Below are 20,331 nucleotides of genomic sequence, written 5' to 3'. Positions count from 1 at the left end.
GGGCTGTGGAGCCCCGGCGCGCCCGGCGGCGGCCGCGCCGTCGATGCCCGCGCCCGCCCCGGCGCCGGTGCAGGCTCCGCCGGTCCAGGCCGCGCCGGCGCCCGTCCAGGCGCCGCCCGTGCAGCCCGCGCCGGTGCAGGCCCCGCCGGTCCAGGCCGCACAGGCCCGTCCGGTGCGGTCGGCGGCCCCGGAGGACGACATCCCGGAGGCGGACGATCCGGACCTGAAGGAGGACGTGTTCTCCGGGCAGGAGCTGATCATCCGCGAGCTGGGCGCGACGGTGCTGGAGGAGATCCACCACCAGGGCTCCTGAGCCGGGCCCCGGGCCCCGCCCGCGTGCGACGGCACCGGCCCGGGCCCGAGCCCCGGCGCCGTCCCCGAGCCGACCCTGAGCCGCCCCGGAGCCGGGCCCCGGTCCGGGCCCCGGAGCGGTGGGCAGCACGTAGGCTCGGCGGTGACGAACGAAGCACCGCATGACAGCCGTGACAGCAAGGAGACAGCCGTGTTCCCCGGTGGTGGCCAGCCCAACATGCAGCAGCTGCTGAAGCAGGCGCAGAAGATGCAGCAGGATTTCGCCAAGGCCCAGCAGGAGCTGGCCGAGACGAAGGTGAACGGTTCGGCGGGCGGCGGCCTGGTCGAGGCGACGGTGACCGGCGCCGGTGAGCTGGTGGCGCTGACCATCGCCCCGGCGGCCGTGGACCCGGAGGACACCGAGACGCTGGCCGACCTGATCCTGGCGGCCGTCCGGGACGCCAACCAGACCGCGCAGAAGATGCAGGCCGAGCGCATGGGCCCGCTGACCCAGGGCCTGGGCGGCGGCATCCCCGGCCTGCCGTTCTAGCGTCGGCCGTTCTAACGTCGGCTCTACGTTCCAGAAGGTCTGAAGTTCAGACGACAGACCTATGTGATTTATGTGGGAGTCGGGCGTCGGGCGCTGTGTCCGACGCCCGATTCGTTGGATGATGGCACCGGAGCACCACCGGCCGTCCGGTACCACCGGTCGTCCGCTACCCGGCCGTCAGGCCACCACCGGCCGCCAGGCCACCACGGACCAGCAGGCCACCACCGGCCGTCACCGGCCACCACCGGGCATACGGCACCATCGACCATCCGAGGGAAGGCGCGACGTTGTACGAGGGCGTGGTTCAGGACCTGATCGACGAACTGGGCAGGCTGCCCGGCGTCGGGCCCAAGAGCGCCCAGCGGATCGCCTTCCACGTGTTGCAGGCCGACCCGACCGACGTGCGCCGGCTGGCCCACGCGCTGCTGGAGGTCAAGGACAAGGTCCGCTTCTGCGCGGTCTGCGGCAACGTCGCGGAGGCCGAGCAGTGCCGGGTCTGCCTGGACCCCCGCCGCGACCTCGCCGTCATCTGCGTGGTCGAGGAGTCCAAGGACGTCGTCGCCATCGAGCGCACCCGCGAGTTCCGCGGCCGCTACCACGTGCTGGGCGGCGCGATCAGCCCCATCGAGGGCGTCGGCCCGGACGACCTGCGCATCCGCGAACTGCTGTCGCGCCTCGCGGACGGCACGGTCACCGAGCTGATCCTGGCCACCGACCCCAACCTGGAGGGGGAGGCGACCGCCACCTACCTGGCCCGGCTCTGCAAGCCGATGGGCCTGAAGGTGACCCGTCTGGCGAGCGGCCTGCCCGTCGGCGGGGATCTGGAGTACGCGGACGAGGTCACCCTCGGTCGCGCCTTCGAAGGGAGACGACTGCTCGATGTCTGACCGGACGATCAACCAGCAGCCCCACACCCCCCACCAGCAGTCCCACGGGGAACCGGGGGCGCACGCCCCGCACATCCATGGTCACGGCTCGGAGCCGGACGACTTCGCCGTGCAGATCGCCGACTCGGTGGAGAGCTTCGTGCTCGCCGTCACCGAGGTCGCCAAGGGCGACGAGCCCGGCAGCGCGGTCTCGCTGCTGCTCCTGGAGGTCTCGCAGCTGCTGCTGGCCGGCGGCCGGCTGGGTGCGATCGAGGACGTCGTCCCGGAGGACCGCTTCGAGCCCGACGCCGGTCCCGAGCCGGACGGCGAGCAGCTGCGCGAGCGCCTCGCCGAGCTGCTCGCGCCGATCGACGTCTACCACGAGGTCTTCGACCCGTACGGCCCGCCGGAGAAGCCCAACGCCTTCCGGATCTCGGACGACCTGGCCGGCGTGGTCAGCGAGCTCCAGCACGGGCTGACCCACTACCGCGAGGGCCGGATCAGCGAGGCGCTGTGGTGGTGGCAGTTCTCGTACCTCTCCAACTGGGGCACGACCTGCACGGCGGTGCTGCGGGCCCTGCAGTCGCTGATCGCCCACGTCCGGCTGGACAGCCCGCTCGGCGCGGTGCCGGACGGCGCGGACACCGACGACGACGGGCTCACCGACGAGCAGCTCGAACAGCAGGCGGGCGACCTGATGGCGGCCGAGCTCGGCCTCGGGCGGTAGGCGGCCTGCTGTCGGCGCCCGGGCACGGCCACGGCCCACGGCCACGGTGGCCGGCAGCCGGTGGGCGGTATTCCGCGACGGCCCTTTCGGATTGTGACGAATGCCTCAGCGCCCCGGCCGGAAAGGAAATCCGGCCGGATCGCCGTCCCCCGATCCGCCGATTCTTCGGAGCCGTACCGAATCGCCCGCAGACCTGGCGGCGGAGCCACCCGCACGGCCGCTCACGTGCTGAAACTACCGTCTCACCATATGGAAAGCGCCGGTCGGAGCACCCCTGCTCGGTAGACTGACGACGACCGCACCCCCCTCTCCCCAGGGGGGTACGGGGGCCCGGAGCCCCCGGAAAAGACTTCGAGTCGAGGAGCGCACGTGGGCCTTGTCGTGCAGAAGTACGGCGGCTCATCCGTTGCGGATGCCGAAGGCATCAAGCGCGTGGCCCGCCGGATCGTTGACACCAAGAAGGCCGGCCATGAGGTCGTCGTCGTGGTGTCCGCGATGGGCGACACGACGGACGAGCTCATCGAACTCGCGGAGCAGGTGTCACCGCTGCCTGCCGGCCGTGAGTTCGACATGTTGCTGACCGCTGGAGAGCGCATCTCCATGGCGCTGCTGGCCATGGCGATCAAATCCCTGGGGCACGAGGCACAGTCCTTCACGGGCAGCCAGGCCGGTGTCATCACCGACTCCGTCCACAACAAGGCGCGCATCATCGACGTGACGCCCGGCCGCATCCGCACCGCCCTGGACGAGGGCAACATCGCGATCGTGGCCGGTTTCCAGGGCGTCTCCCAGACCAGCAAGGACATCACCACGCTGGGCCGGGGCGGCTCGGACACCACCGCCGTGGCGCTCGCCGCCGCGCTCAGCGCCGAGGTCTGCGAGATCTACACCGACGTGGACGGCGTGTTCACCGCCGACCCGCGCGTGGTGAAGAAGGCCCGCAAGATCGACTGGATCGCCTACGAGGACATGCTGGAGCTGGCCTCGTCGGGTTCCAAGGTGCTGCTCGATCGGTGTGTCGAGTACGCCCGTCGCTACAACATCCCGATTCACGTACGCTCGTCCTTCTCGGGTCTTCCCGGGACGATCGTCAGCAACGACAACCCGAACAAGCCCGAAGGGGGCGAGATGGAGCAGGCCATCATCTCCGGAGTCGCCCACGACACCTCCGAGGCCAAGGTCACCGTCGTCGGCGTGCCCGACAAGCCGGGCGAGGCGGCGCGCATCTTCCGCGCCATCGCCGACGCCGAGGTCAACATCGACATGGTGGTGCAGAACGTCTCCGCCGCGTCGACCGGCCTGACCGACATCTCCTTCACCCTGCCCAAGACCGAGGGCCAGAAGGCCATCGACGCGCTGGGCCGGGTCAAGGCGGGCATCGGCTACGAGTCGCTGCGCTACGACGACGCGATCGGCAAGATCTCGCTGGTCGGCGCCGGTATGCGCTCCAACCCGGGCGTCACGGCGACCTTCTTCGAGGCGCTGTCCGCCGCGGGCGTCAACATCGAGCTGATCTCCACCTCGGAGATCCGCATCTCGGTGGTCACCCGCGCCGACGACGTGCCGGAGGCCGTCCGCGCCGTCCACAGCGCCTTCGGCCTGGACAGCGAGAGCGACGAGGCCGTCGTCTACGGCGGCACCGGGCGATGACCCGGACGCGGGGCCGGGTCACCGGGTCCTGCCGGGGCGCCGGGCGATGACCCGGCGTCCGAACCTCGCCGTCGTCGGCGCCACCGGCGCGGTCGGCGAGGTGCTGCTCGGGCTGCTCTCCCTCCGCCAGGACGTCTGGGGCGAGATCCGACTCGTCGCCTCCCCGCGCTCGGCCGGCCGCAAGGCGGTGGTGCGCGGGGAGGCCGTCGAGGTCGTCCCGCTGGCCGAGGAGGCCTTCGCGGGCATCGACGTGGCGGTGTTCGCCGTCCCCGACCCGGTCTCGGCGCAGTGGGCGCCGATCGCGGCGGCCAAGGGCGTCGTGGTGATCGACGGCTCGGCCGTCTTCCGTACCGCCGAGGACGTGCCGCTGGTCGTCCCGGAGGTCAACGCGGCCGCGCTGCGGATCCGCCCGCGCGGCATCGTCGCCAGTCCGGCCGCTACCGCCCTCGCGATGATCGCCACGGTGGGGGCGCTGCACGCCGAGTACGGGCTGGCGCAGCTCGTGGTCGCCTCCTACCAGGCCGCCGACGGCGAGGGCCGCGACGGCGAGGCGACGCTGCGCGCGCAGACCGGGCTGGTGGCGGGTGCCGCCGTCGGCCGGCAGACCGGTGACCTGCGCGCGCTGATCGCCGATCAGGGGCCGTTCGCCGCCCCGCTGGTGCTCAACGCGGTGCCCTGGACCGGCGGGCTGCGCGAGGGCGGCTGGTCCGCCCAGGAGACGGGCATCCGCGACGAGTCCCGCAAGGTCCTCGGCCTGCCCGCCCTGAAGGTCTCGGCGACCTGCGTCCACATCCCGGTCGTCCGCACCCACGCGCTGGCCGTGCACGCGCGGTTCGAACGCGAGGTCACCCAGGAGCACGCGCAGGACATCCTGCGGGACGCGCCCGGCGTGGTGCTCTACGACGACCCGGCGGCCGGCGAGTTCCCCACGCCGAACGACGTGGTCGGGACGGACCCGGTCTGGGTCGGGAGGGTCCGGCGGGCGCTGGACGAGCCGGACGCGCTGGACCTCTTCCTGTGCGGGGACAACCTGCGCAAGGGGTCGGCGCTCAACCTGGTGCAGCTGGCCGAGCTGGTGGCGGCGGAACTGACGGCGGGCGAGCCGGTGGACGCGGAGCCGGACGCGGAGTCGGACGCGGAGTCGGACGTGGCGGCGACGGCTGAGCCGACGGGGCCGACGGGGCCGGAGAAGCCGGAGTACTAGGTCCCGGGGCCCTCGCGCGTTCCGAAGTGCCCGCTTGTGTCCACAGCTGTGTCCATACCTGTGTTCGCTCCTCGACACAATCTGTCCGGAATCCCGGGGGAATCCCCTGGAGGCCTCTTCCGCCGATGCGGAAGAATGGGCCCCGAGCCGGGCAACCATGACAGGGGATCGAGTGTCCAACGTGCGTGGCGAACGTGATGGTGGGGGCAAGGGCGGGCATACCGGCGAGAGCCGCGGTGCCCTTCCCGTCGCGCGCCCCGTGGCCTGCGAGTAGGCCGGAAGAAGACCAGATGACGGCGGCCGCACGCGGTGCGGCGGACTCCGGCGCCGGTACCGACGCGGGTACCAGCGAGGACCTGCTCACCGAGACCTACCAGGCGCACTACCGCTCGTTGCTGCGGCTCGCGGCACTGCTCCTGGACGACCTCTCGACGTGCGAGGACGTCGTCCAGGAGGCGTTCATCCGGGTGCACGCCGCCCGGCGCAGGGTGCGCGAGCCCGAGAAGACCCTGGCCTACCTGCGGCAGACGGTCGTCAACCTGTCCCGCTCCACGCTGCGCCGCCGCATCCTCGGGCTGCGACTGCTGCCGAAGCCCATGCCTGACATGGCCAGTGCAGAAGAAGGTGCCTACGATGCCCTGGAGCGCGACCAGTTGAAGGCCGCGCTGCGTGGTCTGCAACGCCGTCAGCGGGAGGTTCTGGTGCTGCGTTACTTCGTGGACATGACGGAGGCGCAGGTCGCCGAGACCCTGGGCATCTCGCTCGGCTCGGTGAAGGCCTACGGCTCCCGCGGACTCGCCGCCCTCCGCGTCCAGATGGAGGCCGGACATGGCTGAGGCGGACGACGGCCGTCGGCGACCGGTCGACGGGGCGTCCGGGCCGCACGCGCCCGAGCCGACGGCGTCCGAGTCGACGGCGCCCGAGCTGCACGCGCCCGAGCCGACGGCGCCCGAGCCGCACGCGTCCGAGTCGACGGCGCCCGAGTCGAAGTCGCCGGGTACGCGCGCACCGAGTCCGAACGCACCGGGTCCGCTCGCGTCCAGTCCGAACGCGGCCGGGAAGCCCGGTGTGAACGGCCCCGCGGGTGAGGTCCCGGAGCTCCTGGACCTCTCCGCCGACGAACGGGCGCTGCGCGAGCGGCTGCACGGCGCCGTCTCCGGTATCCAGCCCGCCGTGGGCGGGCTGCCGCGGATCCGGCGGGCCGTGCCCCGCCGCCGGGCCGCCCGGCGCGGCGCCTGGACCGGGGCGGCCGCACTCGCCTTCGCCGTCGCGATCGGCCTGCCCGTCCTGCACGAGGGGGAGCACCTCGGGCTCTCCGGCGGTCCCGGCTCGGCCGACGCCAAGAGCCCGGCCGCCGCGTCCCCCAGCGGTGCCGCCGGTACCGCCGGCGGCACCGCGGCGGCCACGCAGACGGGCGCGGGCGGCACCGGCGCCGCCACCTCGCCGACCGGTACGGCCGCGGCCCCGCACACCCCCGGCGGCGGGCTGACGCAAACCGACGGCGGTGTCGCGCCCTCCGGGACCTCCGGGGTCGGCGACGGCGGCATCGTCCCGCTCTGCACCCGGACGGACCTCGGCGAAGGCGTCGCGCAGGTCGGCACGGCCGACGGCGACGGGCGGATCTACGGCTCGTTCACCGTCCACAACGTCTCCGTGCGCAGCTGCCGGCTCGGCGGGCCGGGCTCGGTGGCGGTCACCGCCGTCAGCGGCGGCGACCGCGGACGCATCCGCACCGCCGACCACGCGCCGGGCGACCCGGCGGCCGGCCTCCCCGCGATGGACGGGGAGCCCCCGGTGCTCGCGCCGCGGGCCGGGTACCGGGTGCCGTTCGCCTGGGTCCCCGACCGGACCTGTACCGGCTCCGGCACCCTGACCACCCCGTCGAGCGGCGTCAACCAGGTGGCCCTGCGCTCGGACGTCCCGGCCATCGAGCCCGGCGCCCCGGCCTCCGTCCCCTCCAGCGAGCCCAGCGCCAACCCGCCGGCCTCCTCGTCCCCGTCGGCGGGCCCCAGCACGGCTCCCAGCCCGACCCCGACCCCGACCGGCGGCCCGACCGCCGCACCGTCCACCGTGACCATCGCCCACACCCCCGCCCCCGGCAGCCCGGCGGCCGCCACGGCGACCCTGCCCGTGGCGTGCAGCGGCACCGTCTACCGCGGCGGCGTCCAGAACCTGGGCGGTTCGGTGCCGCAGCCGTCGGGCTCGCCGACGGCGGGGTGACCGCGGGCGGCGGCGCGGTGACGTCGGGCAGCGGTGACGTCGGGCAGCGGTGACGACGGGCGGCCGCGGCGGGCCGGCGGCCGCCGTGGCCGGGGCCCGGGGGCCGGGCGGGTGTGAGGAGTGGTTACCGTGGGGGTGTGTACCGGTTCCTCCTGACTTCGCGCTGGCTCGGCGGTACCGTCGTGGCCGTGGCGGCCGTGGCGGTGTGCCTGTGGCTGGGCTCCTGGCAGCTCGGCCGGTTCGAGGACCGGGTGTCCACGCACCAGGAGACCCAGCAGGCGGTCACCGCTTCGAGTGACGCCCGGCCGATCGACGCGCTGCTCAACCAGGCGACTCCGCAGGTGAGCACGGAGACCGTCGGCAGGACGGTCACGGTGACCGGCACCTACGACAGCGAGCACCAACTGCTCGTCCCCAACCGGGTGGTGGACGGCAAGCAGGGCTACTACGTGCTCACCCCGCTGCGCACCGCCGACGGTCACGCCGTCGCCGTGGTGCGCGGCTGGGCGGGCGGGGACCCGGCCGCCGCCGGGTCGCCGCCGGGCGGAGAGGTGACGGTGACCGGTCGCCTGCAGGCCAACGAGGCCGTGGGCAGCAACGGCGCGGTGGCGGGCGGTCTGCCGACCGGGCAGCTCGGCATGATCAACCGGGCGTCGCTGCTGAACGTGCTGGAGTACGACGGCTGGTACGACGGCTGGGTGGCCGCCGACGACGCGCCCGCCGGGCTGGCCCCGGTACCGACCGTGCAGCCCCAGGGCGGCGACGGGCTCACCCTGCGCGCGTTCCAGAACCTGGGCTACACCCTGGAGTGGTTCGTCTTCGCCGGGTTCGTCGTCTTCATGTGGTTCCGCCTGGTGCGCCGCGAGGCGGAGGCGGAGCAGGACCGGGCCCTCGGGCTGGACCCGGTCCTGGACTGACCGGCGCGTCCTGGTCCGACCCCGCTCTCAGCGCTTGGTCGGCAGGGCCGGTGCCACTGTCGGCTTGACCGCCGGTGGGGGCGCTGTCGGTGTCGGCGCCGCCGGTGTCGGCGTCGGGAGCGGCTGCTGGGTCGGGGAGGACGAGCCGGTGGGCAGCGGCGTCGGGTCGCTGTGGCAGTGGCCGTTGCCGCTGCCGCTGCCGTTGCCGTTGTGGTCGTCGGAGTCGTAGTGGTCGATGTGGTGGTGCACGGTGCGACCGGTCTTCGACCCCTTGGAGCCCTTCGAGCCGGAGGAACCCGAGGAGCCCGAGGAGCCGCCGGACCCCTTCGAACCCTTGGCGAGCTCGACGGTGCCGTCCGGGTCGGTCGACTCGTACGCCGCCGCCAGGACGGCCGTGCCCGCGACCCCGCCCGCGACCCCGCCCGCGATCCCGCCCGCCCTCCCCGCGCCCGGTGCGCTCGCCCTGGTCGCCGTGGCGAGCGGCGTGGCACCGGCGGGCGGTACAGCACCGGTCGGTGGGACGGCGCCGGCGGGCGGTACGGCGCCGGTCGGCGGTGCGGTGGTGGTCGGCACGGCCGGCTTGGGCGCGATGACCGAGGAGCTCGGCACCGGCGGGCCGGCCGGTGGCGGGCAGGAGGCGACCTCCGGCCGCGACCCCGAGCAGCCGCTGAGCACCAGGGCCCCGGCCACCGCCACCCCCGCGAGCAGCAGCAGACGTCTCACGCCGCCCCTCCGTCTGCGTCGCTCCCGGCCGCGCCCAGGTGCCGCCGGACGAACTCGATCTCCAGTCGCAGCTGCTTGATCCGCTCCTCCACCACCAGCGAGCCGTGCCCGGCGTCGTAGCGGTACACCTCGTGCGGCTTGCCGAGCTGCTCCAGCCGCTCGACGTAGTTGTCGATCTGCCGGATCGGGCAGCGCGGGTCGTTGACCCCGGCGCTGATGTACACCGGCACCCGCACCTGCTCGACGTAGGTCAGCGGCGAGGAGGCGGTGAAACGCTCCGGCACCTCCTGCGGGGTGCCGCCGAAGAGCGTGCGGTCCAGCGACTTGAGCGCCTCCATCTCGTCGGCGTACGCGGTGTGGTAGTCCGCGACCGGCACGGCGGCGACGCCGAGGGCCCAGCTGTCGGGCTGGACGCCGAGGCCGAGCAGGGTCAGGTAGCCGCCCCAGCTGCCGCCGGTGAGCACCAGCCGGGCCGGGTCGGCGAGGCCGCTGTCGACGGCCCAGACGCGGACCGCCGCGATGTCCTCCAGCTCGATCAGGCCGACCCGCTCGTGCAGCGCGTCCGTCCAGGCCTGGCCGTAGCCGGTCGAACCGCGGTAGTTGACCCGGACCACCGCGAAGCCGTGGTCCAGCCAGGCGGCCGGACCGGCGGCGAAGGAGTCGCTGTCGTGGTGGGTCGGGCCGCCGTGGATCTCGAACACGGTCGGGTACGGGCCCGGGGCGGCCGTCGACGGCCGCTGCACCAGGGCGTGCACCCGCCCGCCGGGCCCGTCCACCCAGACGTCCTCGACCGGCACCGAACCGGGCGGCACCGCGCCGGGCGCCCGCAGCACGACCGTACCGGCGGTGGAACGGACGGCGGAGGGCTCGGCGGCGGAGGACCACAGGTACTCGACGGTGCCGTCCGGACGGGCGGTGGCGCCGCCGACGGTGCCGCGCGGGGTGTCCAGGCGGGTCAGCCGGCCGTCGGCGAGCCCGTACGAGAACAGCTCGCTGCGGGCCTCGTACTCGTGCTCCACCAGCAGCTCACCGGCGCCGGGGCGCCACTGCGCGGAGACGTCGCCGGGCAGTTCGCGGCCCTGCTCGTCGCGCAGCGGGAGAGCGGTCTCGGCGCCCGTGGCGACGTCCCAGATCATCGGCTCCCAGCGGCCGGTGCGCTGGTGGGCGACCAGCAGCCGGGTGTCGCCCTCGACCGGCGCGAAGCCCAGGCAGGCGACGCCGCGCGGCTCGTCCCGGCCGGTGACCTCGTCCAGCTCGGCGACGGTCTCGACACCGCCGTCCCCGGTGACGCGGACGACCCGGATCGCGGAGTGCATCGCGTCGCCGTGCTCGGTGTGGTCGATGGCGAGCAGGGTGCTGTCATGGCTGAGGTCGCCGATGCCGCCGTACTCCTCGTGCCGGTAGATCTCGACCGGCTCGGCGCTGCCGGGGCGGCGCAGGTGCAGGGTGGTGCCGTCCTCGTCGGTGGAGCGGCCGACGACCACGGTGCCGTCGCGGCCGAGGGCCAGGCCGGCCGAGTAGGAAGCGGCGAGGCCGGGCACGGCCTCCTCGTCGGGGCCGCCCGCGAACGGCTGGCGGCGCCAGACGCCGAACTCGTCACCGTCGTGGTCGTCGAACCACCAGACCCAGTCGCCGTCGGGGGACAGCTCGGCGTCGGTGGTGCCGTTCGGACGGTCGGTCACCCGGCGGTGGGCGCCGGTGGCGCGGTCCCAGGCGTAGACCTCGTAGGTGCCGGTCGCGTTGGACACGTACAACGCCCGGTCGGGGGCGTCCTCGGCCCAGTCGGGCAGGGACACCCGGGCCGCCCTGAACCGCTGCTCCCACGCCGGTACGGCGCTCTTCTCCTCGCTCATCCGACCATCCAACCCGATCGGGGGGAGGGAAGGGAACGGGCGGGTGGGCTTCGGCCACCCGCCCCGCGTGCCGGGATCCCGCCACGGCCGCTCCGGGGCGTGCGGGGACCGGCCCCCGGGCGGCGTTCCCAGCCGCAGGAACCGGACCAGGCCCACGGGCACCGGCGCCAGCGACGCCAGGGCGAGGACGCTGCGGCCTACCGCGGCGGTCGAGCCGCCGGCGCCGCAGTGGACCAGGCCGATCAGCGCGATCCCGAGCGCCGGCCACCGGACACTGCCGTCCGCGGCGCCGTACGCGGTGAGGGCCAGTCCGGCGCCGAGGGGCGGGCGCGGTGGGGGTTGTCCGCCCCTCGGGCAGCGCGGCGGTCTGTGGCCCAGGCGCCCGGCCCCGGTTGCGGCTCAGGCGCCCGGCACGCGGTCGAGGAAGCCGTACACCGCGCCGATCCGGCCGTCCGGGGTGGCCGCCAGCACGTCGAAGCCGATCACCACCGGCTCCGCGCCGGCCGGGCCCAGGTTCCAGGTGAAGCGGGCGATGTCGTGGTGGGCGTCGACCGGCCCGAGGGTGAACTCCAGCCCCGGGAACTGGGCCTGGGCGGCGCCGATCAACGCGTCGACGGCGTCCCGTCCGGTGACGGCGGCCAGCGGGTCGGTGTAGCGGCCGTCCTCGGCCCACACCTCGTCGACCAGCTTGCGGCGGGCCGCCGGGTCGGTCTCGTTCCACACCGCGAGGTAGCGCTCGGCGAGCTGCTGGAGGGCGGCGGTGGTGATCTCGGTCATCGTCATCTCCCGTGTTCCGGTGGGTGGTTGGCCGGGCCGTTCCCGGTGCTCACCACGGTACGGACGGGCGGCGGGCGGCGAATCCGTCACGTATGGGCATGGGGGTACGTAGCCTCCGCCGGGGTGGGCGGGGGCGCGCGGCGGTGTGCCGGTACCGGTGTCGGTAGTGGCGTCGGTAGTGGCGTCGGTAGTGGCGTCGCTGCCGGTGCCGACGGCGGTGCGGGCCCGGGTGGGTAGGGTCGGGGCATGCTGTACGGGAGGGAAAGCGAACAGGCCGCCGTGGACGGCCTGTTGGACGCGGCGCGGGCCGGCCGCAGCGGGGTGCTGCTGTTCCGGGGCGAGGCCGGCATCGGCAAGACCGCGCTGCTGGACGACGCGGTGGCGCGGGCGGGGGAGTCGTTCCGGGTGATCCGGGCGGCCGGCGTCGAGTACGAGGCCGAGCTGCCGTACGCCGGGCTGAGCCTGCTGCTCGCACCCGGCCTGGACCGGCTGGACGCCCTGCCCGGGCCGCAACGGCGGGCGCTGGAGGCGGCGTTCGGGCTCTCCGACGAGGGCCGGCCGGGCGGCCGCGGGGTGGACGGCGTTCCGGTCGCCGATGGCCCGGCAGCCGATGGCTCGGTCGCCGGTGGCCCGGCCGCCGCTGAAGGGCGCGCCGACCGGCTGCTCGTCGGGCTCGCCACGCTCGGTCTGCTCGCCGAACTCGCCGCCGACCAGCCCCTGCTGTGCGTCATGGACGACGTGCAGTGGCTGGACCGGGCCTCACTGGACGCGCTGCTGCTGGCCGCCCGACGCCTCCAGGCCGAGGGGGTGGCCCTGCTGCTCGCCGCCCGCACCAGTGGTGGCCCCGGGGCCACCACCGGCGCGGCGGAGCGTCCGCTGGGACTGCCCGAACGACAGGTGACCGGACTGTCCGAGGCCGACGCCACCCGGCTGCTGGCCCGGCGGGCCGGTCCCGGCCTGCCCGCCGCCGCGCGCGACCGGCTGCTCGCCGAGGCGGCCGGCAACCCGCTCGCACTCACCGAACTCCCGGTCGCCGCGGGGCCGCACACGTCGGCGCCGGGCGGCCTGCCGCTCACCAGCCGGCTGCTGATCGCCTTCCACGGCCAGGTCACCGGCCTGCCCGCGGCCACCCAGACGCTGCTGCTGGTCGCCGCCACCGAGGAGAGCGGGGCGCTGGACGTCGTCCTGCCCGCAGCGGCCGCCCTCGGCGTCACCGCCGAACACCTCGCGCCCGCCGAGGAGTCCGGCCTGGCGACGGTCACCGCCGACCGCCGGATCGCCTTCCGGCACCCCCTGCTGCGCTCCGCGATCCTCCAACGCGCTCCGCACCACCAGAAGACGACGGTCCATCAGGCCGTGGCGCGGGCCCTGCCGGACGGCGACCGCCGCACCTGGCACCTCGCGCTGGCCGCCACCGGCCCCGACGCGGGCCTCGCCGACGCGCTGGAGCGCGCCGCCGTCCGCGCCGAGCGCCGCGGCGGCCACGGCGGGGCCGCCGCGTACGAGCGCGCCGCCCGGCTCACCCCGGACCGCGACAGCGCCACCCGCCGGCTCGTCCTGGCCGCCGAAGCCGCCACTGAGGAAGGCGAGTTGGCTTGCGCGGAGGCGCTCGCCGACGAGGCCTCCGGCCGGACCGACAACGTCCTGGCACACGCCCTGCTCGACCAGGTCCGGGCCACCGCGCACTTCTGGCGCGGCGCGCACCCGACCGCCCACCGGCTGCTGCTCGACGCCGCCGGCACCGACATCGACCCGATGTACGCCGCCCGGATGCTGCTCCAGGCCTTCCACGCCGCCTGGTACGCGGGGGAGGAGCCGGTGGTCGCCGTCCTGGACCGCCTGGCGGTCCTGCCGCTCGCCGCCGACGACCCCCTCGCCCCGCTCGCCCGCCACCTGCCCGCGGCCGTCCTGCCCGCGCTCGGCCGGCCCGCCACGCCGCTTCGGCCCGTCCGGGAGGCCGTGGAGGCCGCCCGCCGGGCGGGGGCCGACAGCCCGGTCGACCTGGTCCAGCTGTGCGGCGCCACCCTGGTCCTCGGGCGCGACGAGGAGACCGCCGAACTCGCCGCCGAACTGATCGCCGAAGCCCGCGCCAAGGGCACCGTCGGAGTGATGCCCACCCTGCAGTTCTTCCTGGCCGAGGCCGAACTCTTCCACGGCCGGCACCGCGACGCCGAACTCACCGCCACCGAAGGCCTCGGCCTCGCCCGGGACACCGGCCAGCACCAGTGGGTCAGCCAACTCACCGCGCTGCTCGCCTGCCTGGCCGCGCTGGACGGCCGCGCCGACCGCTGCGCCGAACTCGCCGCGACCGCCCTCGCCACCACCGGCCCGCAGACCGCCGCCCCCGCGGCCGGCCTGGCCTGGGTCCAGTGGGCGCTCGCCCTGCTCGACCTCGGCCAGGGCCGCGCCGGCGACGCCGCCGACCGGCTGCACACCCTCACCACCGGCCCGCACCGGCACCACATCAGCGCCACCCGGGCCGTCCCCGACCTGGTCGAGGCCGCCGTCCGCCTCGGCACCCCCGAACGCGCCGCCGAACCCTACGAGCGCTTCGCCCGCTGGACGGCCGCCGCCGACCGCCCCTGGGCCGAGGCCCTCCGCCTGCGCTGCCAGGCCCTGCTCGGCCCCGACGAACTCGCCGAGACCGCCTACCGCGCCGCCCTCTCCCGGCACGCGACGGCCCACCGCCCCTTCGAACAGGCCCGCACCGCCCTCCTCTACGGCGAATGGCTGCGCCGCACCCGCCGCCGCACCGACGCCCGCCCCCACCTGCGCGCCGCCCTGGAGACCTTCGACCGCCTCGGCGCCCACCCCTGGGCCGCCCGCGCCCGCACCGAACTCTCCGCCACCGGCACCCCCGCCCCGGCCACCCCCACCGGCACCCCGCAGTCCCCCCTCACCCCCCAGGAACTCCAGATCGCCCGCCTCGCCGCCCAGGGCCTCACCAACCGCGACATCGCCGCCCAGCTCTTCCTCAGCCCCCGCACCGTCGCCCACCACCTCTACAAGGCCTACCCCAAGCTCAACATCACCTCCCGCACCGAACTGACCACCGTCCTCTGACCCGTGAATCACGTTGACGTGTTGCCGAACACCATCGAGCCCCGGGCTTTATCCCTTGATCTCAGGTGCTTCGCAGGCCGGGTCGCCCTCAGCCCAGGTTCCGTACCGGATACCGTCGATGACGGTCGATCGACGGGTGCTGAGTTCGTCCAGCTCCGTCAACTTCACCGACACGAAGGAGCCCTTTTCAGGGACGGGCAGGCCCAATTCTTCCGCGATCTGCGGGTAGGGCTTCAGATGGCCGATCACGATGATGCCTTCCGGCCTGAGGTGCTTGCGCGAGTCCCGTGCGCGCTTGAGACCGTCGTGCTGGGTGGCGACGGTGACCACGGTGGTGCGGTCGACGATTCGGCCCCGTACCCGACGGAAGAGTTCGTTGACGCGCAGCTGGCCGCCATTGCCGGATCCGCGGTAACCGTCCGAGGCGCGGAAGATGGACCGGACTGTTTTGGGGTCGGCCTCCCGGAGACGGAGCAGGAGGTTGTCCGGTAGTTCGCCATCCTGGACGATCCAACGGATCCGGGCCTTGCCTGCGGCCGAAACACTTCTCTTCTGATCGCCGTTCGGCCCGGTGGTGAGGACGTCGGGCTGTATCCGGAGTATCCCGACCTGGAAGGACCCCGTTCGGTCGTCGGCACGCATCAGGAGGCAAATGTGGTTCATGGCCTCTTTCGGGATCATCCAGGTCCCGCCCACGGTGAACTTCGCGTCGACGTGCTCATCGGCGATGACGTAGTCCATGGGGTTCCCGTAGCCGAGGTCGAACTCGGCTCGGGTGACGATCTCGACCTTGGTGCCGAGATACGTCTTCTCGGTGCTCTCGACCCGGCCCGGGCCTTCCTTGATGTAGAGGTCGTACCGGCCCGTGCGCTGTCCATCCAGGACCTCGTCGATGGCCCTGCGGAAGACCTGCCCGAATCGCCTTCTGTGGTCTCTCTGGTCGAGCAACCATTCCTCGACGGCGCTGAGGCCGGGGTCGTCGAGGCGATCTGAGTGGGGGGTGCCATCGGACGGGACGGGGAAGAGCGGCGCTTCGTAGGTCACGGATCGACCATATGGGGCGCGAACCGTGCTGTCAGGAGGCGGTTCTGTCGGATCGCCTGGCTAGAGCGTTCCCAGATAGGCGACGAGATCGTCGTAGTCGCGCAAGCGGCGCTGTTCCACCATGCGGTGGAAGGTGTCGCGCGTCTTCAGGTGATTTTTCGTCGCAGAGTAGTATTCGTCCACCGCGGCGGTGAGAGCCGGGAGATGGAGGTGGTAGACACAGTCGAGATCCCCCGTGCCCTGCCCGAGTCGTGCCAGGAAGTACGGACGGGGTTCCATCGTGACGGCTGCGAAGTGAGGCATGCGCCCTCGACGGAGGGTGGCCATCTTGGCACCATGGGTGCGTGGGTCCTGCAGCCGGTCGGTCCTGAGCGACCACTTGAGTGAGAACCCCGCCACGAGGTGAGGCCGGCCGATCGCCGCGTCGTCGAGCGGACGGTGGACGGATATGTCCAGCTTCGGCAGTGACTCGTCACCCAGGGCATCGAGCAGCGGACGACGCCTGGCTCGGGATTCGTCGAGGGCATTGAGCAGGGCCTTCACCAGGACGGACGTCTCCTCCCCGCCTTCCTCGGCCGTCGGCAGGTGGTTCTGCAGATCCTTCACGGCGTTGTCGAGCGGTAGCGAGTCTTCGTCGGCCAGCCGCTGCATGGCCCCCAGGTGCGCGTACTGTTCGAAGTCGTGGGCGTGCCGCTCCCGTTCGACCGTGAGGTGCGGAGCGACCTTCTCCAGCTTTCCGTTCAGATCGGCGACCATGGCCATGCTCCACGTGTGGTCGTTCTTCTCGGCGTCCTTCTCCTTGGGCACTCCGAGCTGTTCGAAGAAGAGCCGACCCAGCTCGACGGAATCGGCTTTGCTGCTGTCGCTGGTGTTCGGCTTGCCGTTCCGGTAGCCGCACAGGTCGGTGACAAAGGACGCGGGCATCGCTCCCCCTCGGATCGTCGACGTTCGTGCGCGACGCGGACGCTCGCCGTTGGCTGTTCTCTCCGGCCCCGCTCAGTTGCTCTGCTGGTCCCTGCCCGTCGGGTCGTCGACGTCCGGCTCGTCGGTGCCCCGCGAACCCCAGGAGTCGAGGTCCCGCAGCATGGCGTCGGACGGTGCGTCCCATCCGAAGGCGGCGCACAGGACGTGCATGGCGAGACGTGGAGGAACCGCGTTGCCGATCTGCTGACCGACATCGCGGCCGCGCCAAGGGTAGTCGGCCGGGAAGGTCTGCAGACGACCGGCTTCGGAATACGTGAAACGCTCGAGCTCCACGTCGCCGGGGCCGACCATGCGATTGCGGAAAATCTTGCCCGTGACCGTGGCCGACGGCTCGGTCGAGCGGCGTCGACCGCGGGCCTTGGGATCGCCGCCGGTGCCGTAGTTGGAGATCACTTCGAAGTCGGTTTCGCGGACGATCACTTCGTCCATGGTCCGCCACTCCAGAAGGTTCTCGTCTCCCTCGTCGCGCCCGACGCCCTTGCGGTAGACGCGGTGGGTGGGTGCCGGGAGCTTGACAGGTTCGTCGCCGTACCGGGCGATCAACACGGCCCGGCGGCGGGTCTGCGGGATGCCGAACGCCTCGGTGTGCAGGATGCCGCAGTCCGCCTGGTAGCCCTCGCCCTCGAATGCTTTCTTGTAGGCCGTCCACACCGGAAGTACGGCCGGTACCTGTTCGAGGACAATTGCCTTGTAGGGCTTTCGGTCGGGGGAGTCGATTGCGTCGAGAGCCCACATGAGGGGCTGCAGCACCAGACCCGTCCGCTCGTCGTCGAGCTTGGCCAGGTCCTTCTGGATCTCTTCGCGATCCTCCCGGGCGATGAGCCGCCCGACGAACTCCAACACCTGGTCGAGGGCCCGGCGCCCGGCGCCCGAGCCCGCGACGGTGAAGGTCTGGCAGGGAGGGCCTCCGGCCAGCACGTCGGCTTCGGGGCAGTTCGACGGTCCGAACATGCGGACATCGCCTTCCCACGTCTCCAGGCCGGCGGCTCGGCGTGTGGTGCACGCGGCGGAGTCCCATTCAATGCCCACCGTGGGGATGCCGAGCTTGTCTGCCGCCACGTCGAGCCCCCCGGGGCCGGCGAACAGATCCACGATCTTGGTGGGCTGCACTTGGTTCTCCTGATTGTCGTAACGGGGCGACGGTACGTGGCTCGATGAGCCTGGGTGCCCGCTTTGACGGCCGCTTGCTGGCGACCATGCAGCGTACCTCGATGCACTGACAACGGACGTTGTGCACCGTTGCCCGGCGCCGGGGGGCGAATGCCTCTGCGCAGGTCACCACCGGTCGGCGTTTGGGTCCCCGCCGATGGCCGGTCCAAGGCGAATGCCGGGCCGAGGTCTCCCCGAAAGGACGTGACAACCACTCAGGGCCGGTCTCCCTTGCGGGAGACCGGCCCTGAGCTGGTCTTACTGGGTCGGGGTGGCGGGATTTGAACCCACGGCCTCTTCGTCCCGAACGAAGCGCGCTACCAAGCTGCGCCACACCCCGGTCTTGCGGTTTGTCGCTCCGTCTCCTTCGCGACGAGTAGAACTCTACCGGACGCTCGCCGAGACACGAAATCCGGTTTCGGGTGGGCGTCCGGCGGGGGTCAGCGGGGGGCCGGGACGAGGGTGAGGAGGGTGGCCTCGGGCGGGCAGGCGAAGCGGACGGGGGTGTAGCGGTTGGTGCCGCAGCCGGCCGAGACGTGGAGGTGGGAGCGGTGGCCGCCGGCGGTGTGGGTGGAGAGGCCCTTGACCCGGCGGGTGTCGATGTCGCAGTTGGTGACCAGGGCGCCGTAGAAGGGGATGCAGAGCTGGCCGCCGTGGGTGTGGCCGGCCAGGATCAGCGGGTAGCGGTCGGCGGTGAAGGCGTCGAGGACGCGCAGGTAGGGCGCGTGGACGACGGCGAGGGAGAGGTCGGCGTCGGCGGAGGGGCCGCCGGCGACGTCGCTGTAGCGGTCGCGGCGGATGTGGGGGTCGTCGAGGCCGGTGAACTCCAGGTCGAGCCCGTTCACGGTGAGCCGGCCGCGGGTGTTGGTGAGGTCGAGCCAGCCGGCCCCGTCGAAGCCGTCGCGGAGCTTCTCCCACGGGTTGTGGACGGCTCCGGTGATGCCGCGGCGGGCGGTGCCGTCGGGGTTGTTCATGCCGTGGGCGCCGCTGCGCATGGCCTGGAGGTAGCGTGCCGGGTTCTTGCGGGCCGGGCCGTAGTAGTCGTTGGAGCCGAAGACGTAGACGCCGGGGAACTCCATGAGGGGCCCGAGCGCGTCGAGGGTGGCCGGGACGCCGAGCGGGTCGGAGAGGTTGTCGCCGGTGTTGACCACCAGGTCGGGGCGCAGGCCGGCCAGGCTCTTCAGCCAGCGCTGCTTCTTGCCCTGCCCGCTCACCATGTGGATGTCGGACACCTGGAGGACCCGGATCGGGCGGGCGCCGCGCGGGAGGACGGGGACCTCGATCCGGCGGAGGCGGAAGGCCCGGACCTCGTACCCGACGGAGTAGGCGAGGCAGGCGGTGCCGGCGGCGGCGATGCCGAGGGGAACGGAGTACAGCGGTCGCATCAGCCCATGCTCTCAGACGGTGGATCAGCGGGCGCACGCCCGGAGTCGGCGGGGAGGGCGGCGGCCGGGGGCGTCTCCTCGGTCTCTCGGCGGGCGCGCAGGGAGCGGACCTTGTGGCGGTTGCCGCAGCGTTCCATCGAGCACCAGCGCCGGCGGCCGGGGCGCGAGGTGTCGACGAAGATCAGTCGGCAGTCGTGGGCGCCGCATTCCCGGATCCGGTCCGCGTACGGGCCGGTGAGCAGGGCGATGGCGTCCCGGGCGAGGGTGGAGGCCAGCTGGGCTCCGTCGGCGGGTGGTGGGGCGGCCGCGGTGCCGTCCGGGGCGATCCGGGGGACCAGCGGCGGGTGCTCGGCGGCCCGGTTGAGGACGGCGTAGTCCTCGGGTTCGCCGGGGCGGCCGTGGGCGCGGGCGGCGGCCAGGTGCCACAGGGCGTCGCGGAGGGTGCGGGTGGCGGTGAGCTCGGCGGGGGAGATCCGTACGGCGTCGGCGGGCAGCCGCAGCCGGGACGGCGGGAGCCAGGCGGCGAGGTCGGCGGGCCGGTGCAGCACCTCGTACCGGGCGTACGGGCCGGGTCCGCCGGTGGTGAGCAGTTCCAGGCAGAGGGCGCCGGGGTCGAAGTGGAAGCGGCTGCCTCCGGGGGTGGTGAGGACCAGCCCGGGCGGGGTGTGCCGGCCGGCCGTGCCGTCGGGCGGTGCGGCGGCCGGGTCGGCCGGGTCGGCAGGGTCGGTCGCGTCGGCCGCGTTCCGGGGGACCGGGTCGTCTCCGTCGGTCATGCGCCCCAGGATAGGTGTAACCGGGAAGACGGGTTACGGGGCCGGAGGGGGAACGGAGAGGGGCGGGCCGCTGCCGGGCGGAAGGGCTGACCCTTGGTCAGGAGGTTCCGCCCGGAGGTGCGGAGCACCCCGTCGCCCGGCATCCCCGTCGCCCG

The 20,331-nt window shown here is 73.5% G+C and carries 17 protein-coding genes, 1 tRNA gene and 1 pseudogene; 10 read left to right on the top strand and 9 right to left on the bottom strand.

From position 1 onward, the window contains the following. The 9 genes and pseudogenes from ACWGKU_RS02345 to ACWGKU_RS02305 all read left to right on the top strand — a co-directional run. Positions 1 to 313, top strand: a pseudogene (locus ACWGKU_RS02345) (DNA polymerase III subunit gamma and tau); the annotation flags it as partial. A gap of 189 nt (positions 314 to 502) precedes the next feature. After that, entirely contained in the window at positions 503 to 841 is a 339-nt protein-coding gene (locus ACWGKU_RS02340; protein WP_359905653.1) for a YbaB/EbfC family nucleoid-associated protein, read from the top strand. 287 nt (positions 842 to 1,128) lie between these two features. Continuing rightward, the gene (gene recR, locus ACWGKU_RS02335) at positions 1,129 to 1,728 is read left to right on the top strand and encodes a recombination mediator RecR (RefSeq protein WP_316522617.1); all 600 of its coding nucleotides are present in this window, start codon (positions 1,129 to 1,131) and stop codon (positions 1,726 to 1,728) included. Continuing rightward, on the top strand, positions 1,721 to 2,434 hold the full coding sequence (locus ACWGKU_RS02330; protein WP_359905656.1) for a DUF5063 domain-containing protein: 714 nt from the start codon (positions 1,721 to 1,723) through the stop codon (positions 2,432 to 2,434). Before recR ends, ACWGKU_RS02330 begins: the two co-directional genes overlap by 8 nt. A gap of 369 nt (positions 2,435 to 2,803) precedes the next feature. Next, the gene (locus ACWGKU_RS02325; protein ID WP_359905659.1) at positions 2,804 to 4,084 is read left to right on the top strand and encodes an aspartate kinase; all 1,281 of its coding nucleotides are present in this window, start codon (positions 2,804 to 2,806) and stop codon (positions 4,082 to 4,084) included. 46 nt (positions 4,085 to 4,130) lie between these two features. Further along, positions 4,131 to 5,288 (top strand): aspartate-semialdehyde dehydrogenase, encoded by a 1,158-nt coding sequence (locus tag ACWGKU_RS02320; RefSeq protein WP_452179941.1) that lies wholly within the window; start codon positions 4,131 to 4,133, stop codon positions 5,286 to 5,288. Positions 5,289 to 5,578: 290 nt separating this feature from the next. Beyond that, positions 5,579 to 6,124: a SigE family RNA polymerase sigma factor gene (locus tag ACWGKU_RS02315; RefSeq protein WP_359905665.1), complete on the top strand. Its 546-nt coding sequence runs from the start codon at positions 5,579 to 5,581 to the stop codon at positions 6,122 to 6,124. Positions 6,125 to 6,356: 232 nt separating this feature from the next. Next, positions 6,357 to 7,508: a hypothetical protein gene (locus tag ACWGKU_RS02310; RefSeq protein WP_452191315.1), complete on the top strand. Its 1,152-nt coding sequence runs from the start codon at positions 6,357 to 6,359 to the stop codon at positions 7,506 to 7,508. 137 nt (positions 7,509 to 7,645) lie between these two features. Next, entirely contained in the window at positions 7,646 to 8,425 is a 780-nt protein-coding gene (locus tag ACWGKU_RS02305) for an SURF1 family protein (RefSeq protein WP_452179943.1), read from the top strand. A gap of 27 nt (positions 8,426 to 8,452) precedes the next feature. Here the strand turns inward: ACWGKU_RS02305 and ACWGKU_RS02300 are convergent, their stop codons facing one another. The 3 genes from ACWGKU_RS02300 to ACWGKU_RS02290 all read right to left on the bottom strand — a co-directional run bounded on the left by ACWGKU_RS02300 (position 8,453) and on the right by ACWGKU_RS02290 (position 11,778). After that, entirely contained in the window at positions 8,453 to 9,148 is a 696-nt protein-coding gene (locus ACWGKU_RS02300) for a hypothetical protein (protein ID WP_452179944.1), read from the bottom strand. After that, positions 9,145 to 11,001 carry a S9 family peptidase gene (locus ACWGKU_RS02295; RefSeq protein ID WP_452179945.1) on the bottom strand — a complete coding sequence of 619 codons (1,857 nt, stop codon included), beginning with the start codon at positions 10,999 to 11,001 and terminating at the stop codon, positions 9,145 to 9,147. Before ACWGKU_RS02295 ends, ACWGKU_RS02300 begins: the two co-directional genes overlap by 4 nt. Before the next feature lie 399 nt (positions 11,002 to 11,400). Continuing rightward, positions 11,401 to 11,778: a nuclear transport factor 2 family protein gene (locus ACWGKU_RS02290; RefSeq protein ID WP_359905678.1), complete on the bottom strand. Its 378-nt coding sequence runs from the start codon at positions 11,776 to 11,778 to the stop codon at positions 11,401 to 11,403. A 246-nt stretch (positions 11,779 to 12,024) separates the two neighbouring features. On the opposite strand from ACWGKU_RS02290, the gene ACWGKU_RS02285 reads away from it, so the two are divergent. After that, positions 12,025 to 14,841: an ATP-binding protein gene (locus ACWGKU_RS02285; protein WP_452179946.1), complete on the top strand. Its 2,817-nt coding sequence runs from the start codon at positions 12,025 to 12,027 to the stop codon at positions 14,839 to 14,841. Between the two features lie 48 nt (positions 14,842 to 14,889). Here ACWGKU_RS02285 and ACWGKU_RS02280 read toward each other — a convergent pair whose 3' ends face one another. From ACWGKU_RS02280 to ACWGKU_RS02255, 6 genes are all read right to left on the bottom strand, one after another. Continuing rightward, entirely contained in the window at positions 14,890 to 15,885 is a 996-nt protein-coding gene (locus ACWGKU_RS02280; RefSeq protein WP_452179947.1) for a NaeI family type II restriction endonuclease, read from the bottom strand. Positions 15,886 to 15,945: 60 nt separating this feature from the next. Beyond that, positions 15,946 to 16,809, bottom strand: a complete 864-nt coding sequence (locus ACWGKU_RS02275) for an NgoMIV family type II restriction endonuclease (RefSeq protein WP_452179948.1) — start codon at positions 16,807 to 16,809, stop codon at positions 15,946 to 15,948. A gap of 72 nt (positions 16,810 to 16,881) precedes the next feature. Continuing rightward, a complete protein-coding gene (locus tag ACWGKU_RS02270) occupies positions 16,882 to 17,979 on the bottom strand; it encodes a DNA cytosine methyltransferase (protein WP_452179949.1) in 1,098 nt (365 codons plus the stop codon). A gap of 305 nt (positions 17,980 to 18,284) precedes the next feature. Continuing rightward, positions 18,285 to 18,358, bottom strand: a tRNA-Pro gene (locus tag ACWGKU_RS02265). Positions 18,359 to 18,458: 100 nt separating this feature from the next. Continuing rightward, the gene (locus tag ACWGKU_RS02260; RefSeq protein WP_380358346.1) at positions 18,459 to 19,403 is read right to left on the bottom strand and encodes a metallophosphoesterase; all 945 of its coding nucleotides are present in this window, start codon (positions 19,401 to 19,403) and stop codon (positions 18,459 to 18,461) included. Beyond that, the gene (locus ACWGKU_RS02255; protein WP_452179950.1) at positions 19,403 to 20,176 is read right to left on the bottom strand and encodes a CGNR zinc finger domain-containing protein; all 774 of its coding nucleotides are present in this window, start codon (positions 20,174 to 20,176) and stop codon (positions 19,403 to 19,405) included. Before ACWGKU_RS02255 ends, ACWGKU_RS02260 begins: the two co-directional genes overlap by 1 nt. Positions 20,177 to 20,331: the final 155 nt, after the last annotated feature.

It is taken from the genome of Kitasatospora sp. NPDC054768 (genome assembly GCF_053612025.1).
The sequence above is the reverse complement of the archived record's forward strand: the minus strand, read 5'-3'. Positions and strand labels throughout refer to the sequence as shown.

Excerpts from the sequence above, each read along its gene's own strand:
- ACWGKU_RS02330 (WP_359905656.1), top strand. The coding sequence starts at position 1,721 with ATGTCTGACCGGACGATCAACCAGCAGCCCCACACCCCCCACCAGCAG.
- ACWGKU_RS02320 (WP_452179941.1), top strand. The coding sequence starts at position 4,131 with ATGACCCGGCGTCCGAACCTCGCCGTCGTCGGCGCCACCGGCGCGGTC.
- ACWGKU_RS02315 (WP_359905665.1), top strand. The coding sequence starts at position 5,579 with ATGACGGCGGCCGCACGCGGTGCGGCGGACTCCGGCGCCGGTACCGAC.
- ACWGKU_RS02295 (WP_452179945.1), bottom strand. The coding sequence starts at position 11,001 with ATGAGCGAGGAGAAGAGCGCCGTACCGGCGTGGGAGCAGCGGTTCAGG.
- ACWGKU_RS02290 (WP_359905678.1), bottom strand. The coding sequence starts at position 11,778 with ATGACCGAGATCACCACCGCCGCCCTCCAGCAGCTCGCCGAGCGCTAC.
- ACWGKU_RS02285 (WP_452179946.1), top strand. The coding sequence starts at position 12,025 with ATGCTGTACGGGAGGGAAAGCGAACAGGCCGCCGTGGACGGCCTGTTG.
- ACWGKU_RS02275 (WP_452179948.1), bottom strand. The coding sequence starts at position 16,809 with ATGCCCGCGTCCTTTGTCACCGACCTGTGCGGCTACCGGAACGGCAAG.
- ACWGKU_RS02260 (WP_380358346.1), bottom strand. The coding sequence starts at position 19,403 with ATGCGACCGCTGTACTCCGTTCCCCTCGGCATCGCCGCCGCCGGCACC.
- ACWGKU_RS02255 (WP_452179950.1), bottom strand. The coding sequence starts at position 20,176 with ATGACCGACGGAGACGACCCGGTCCCCCGGAACGCGGCCGACGCGACC.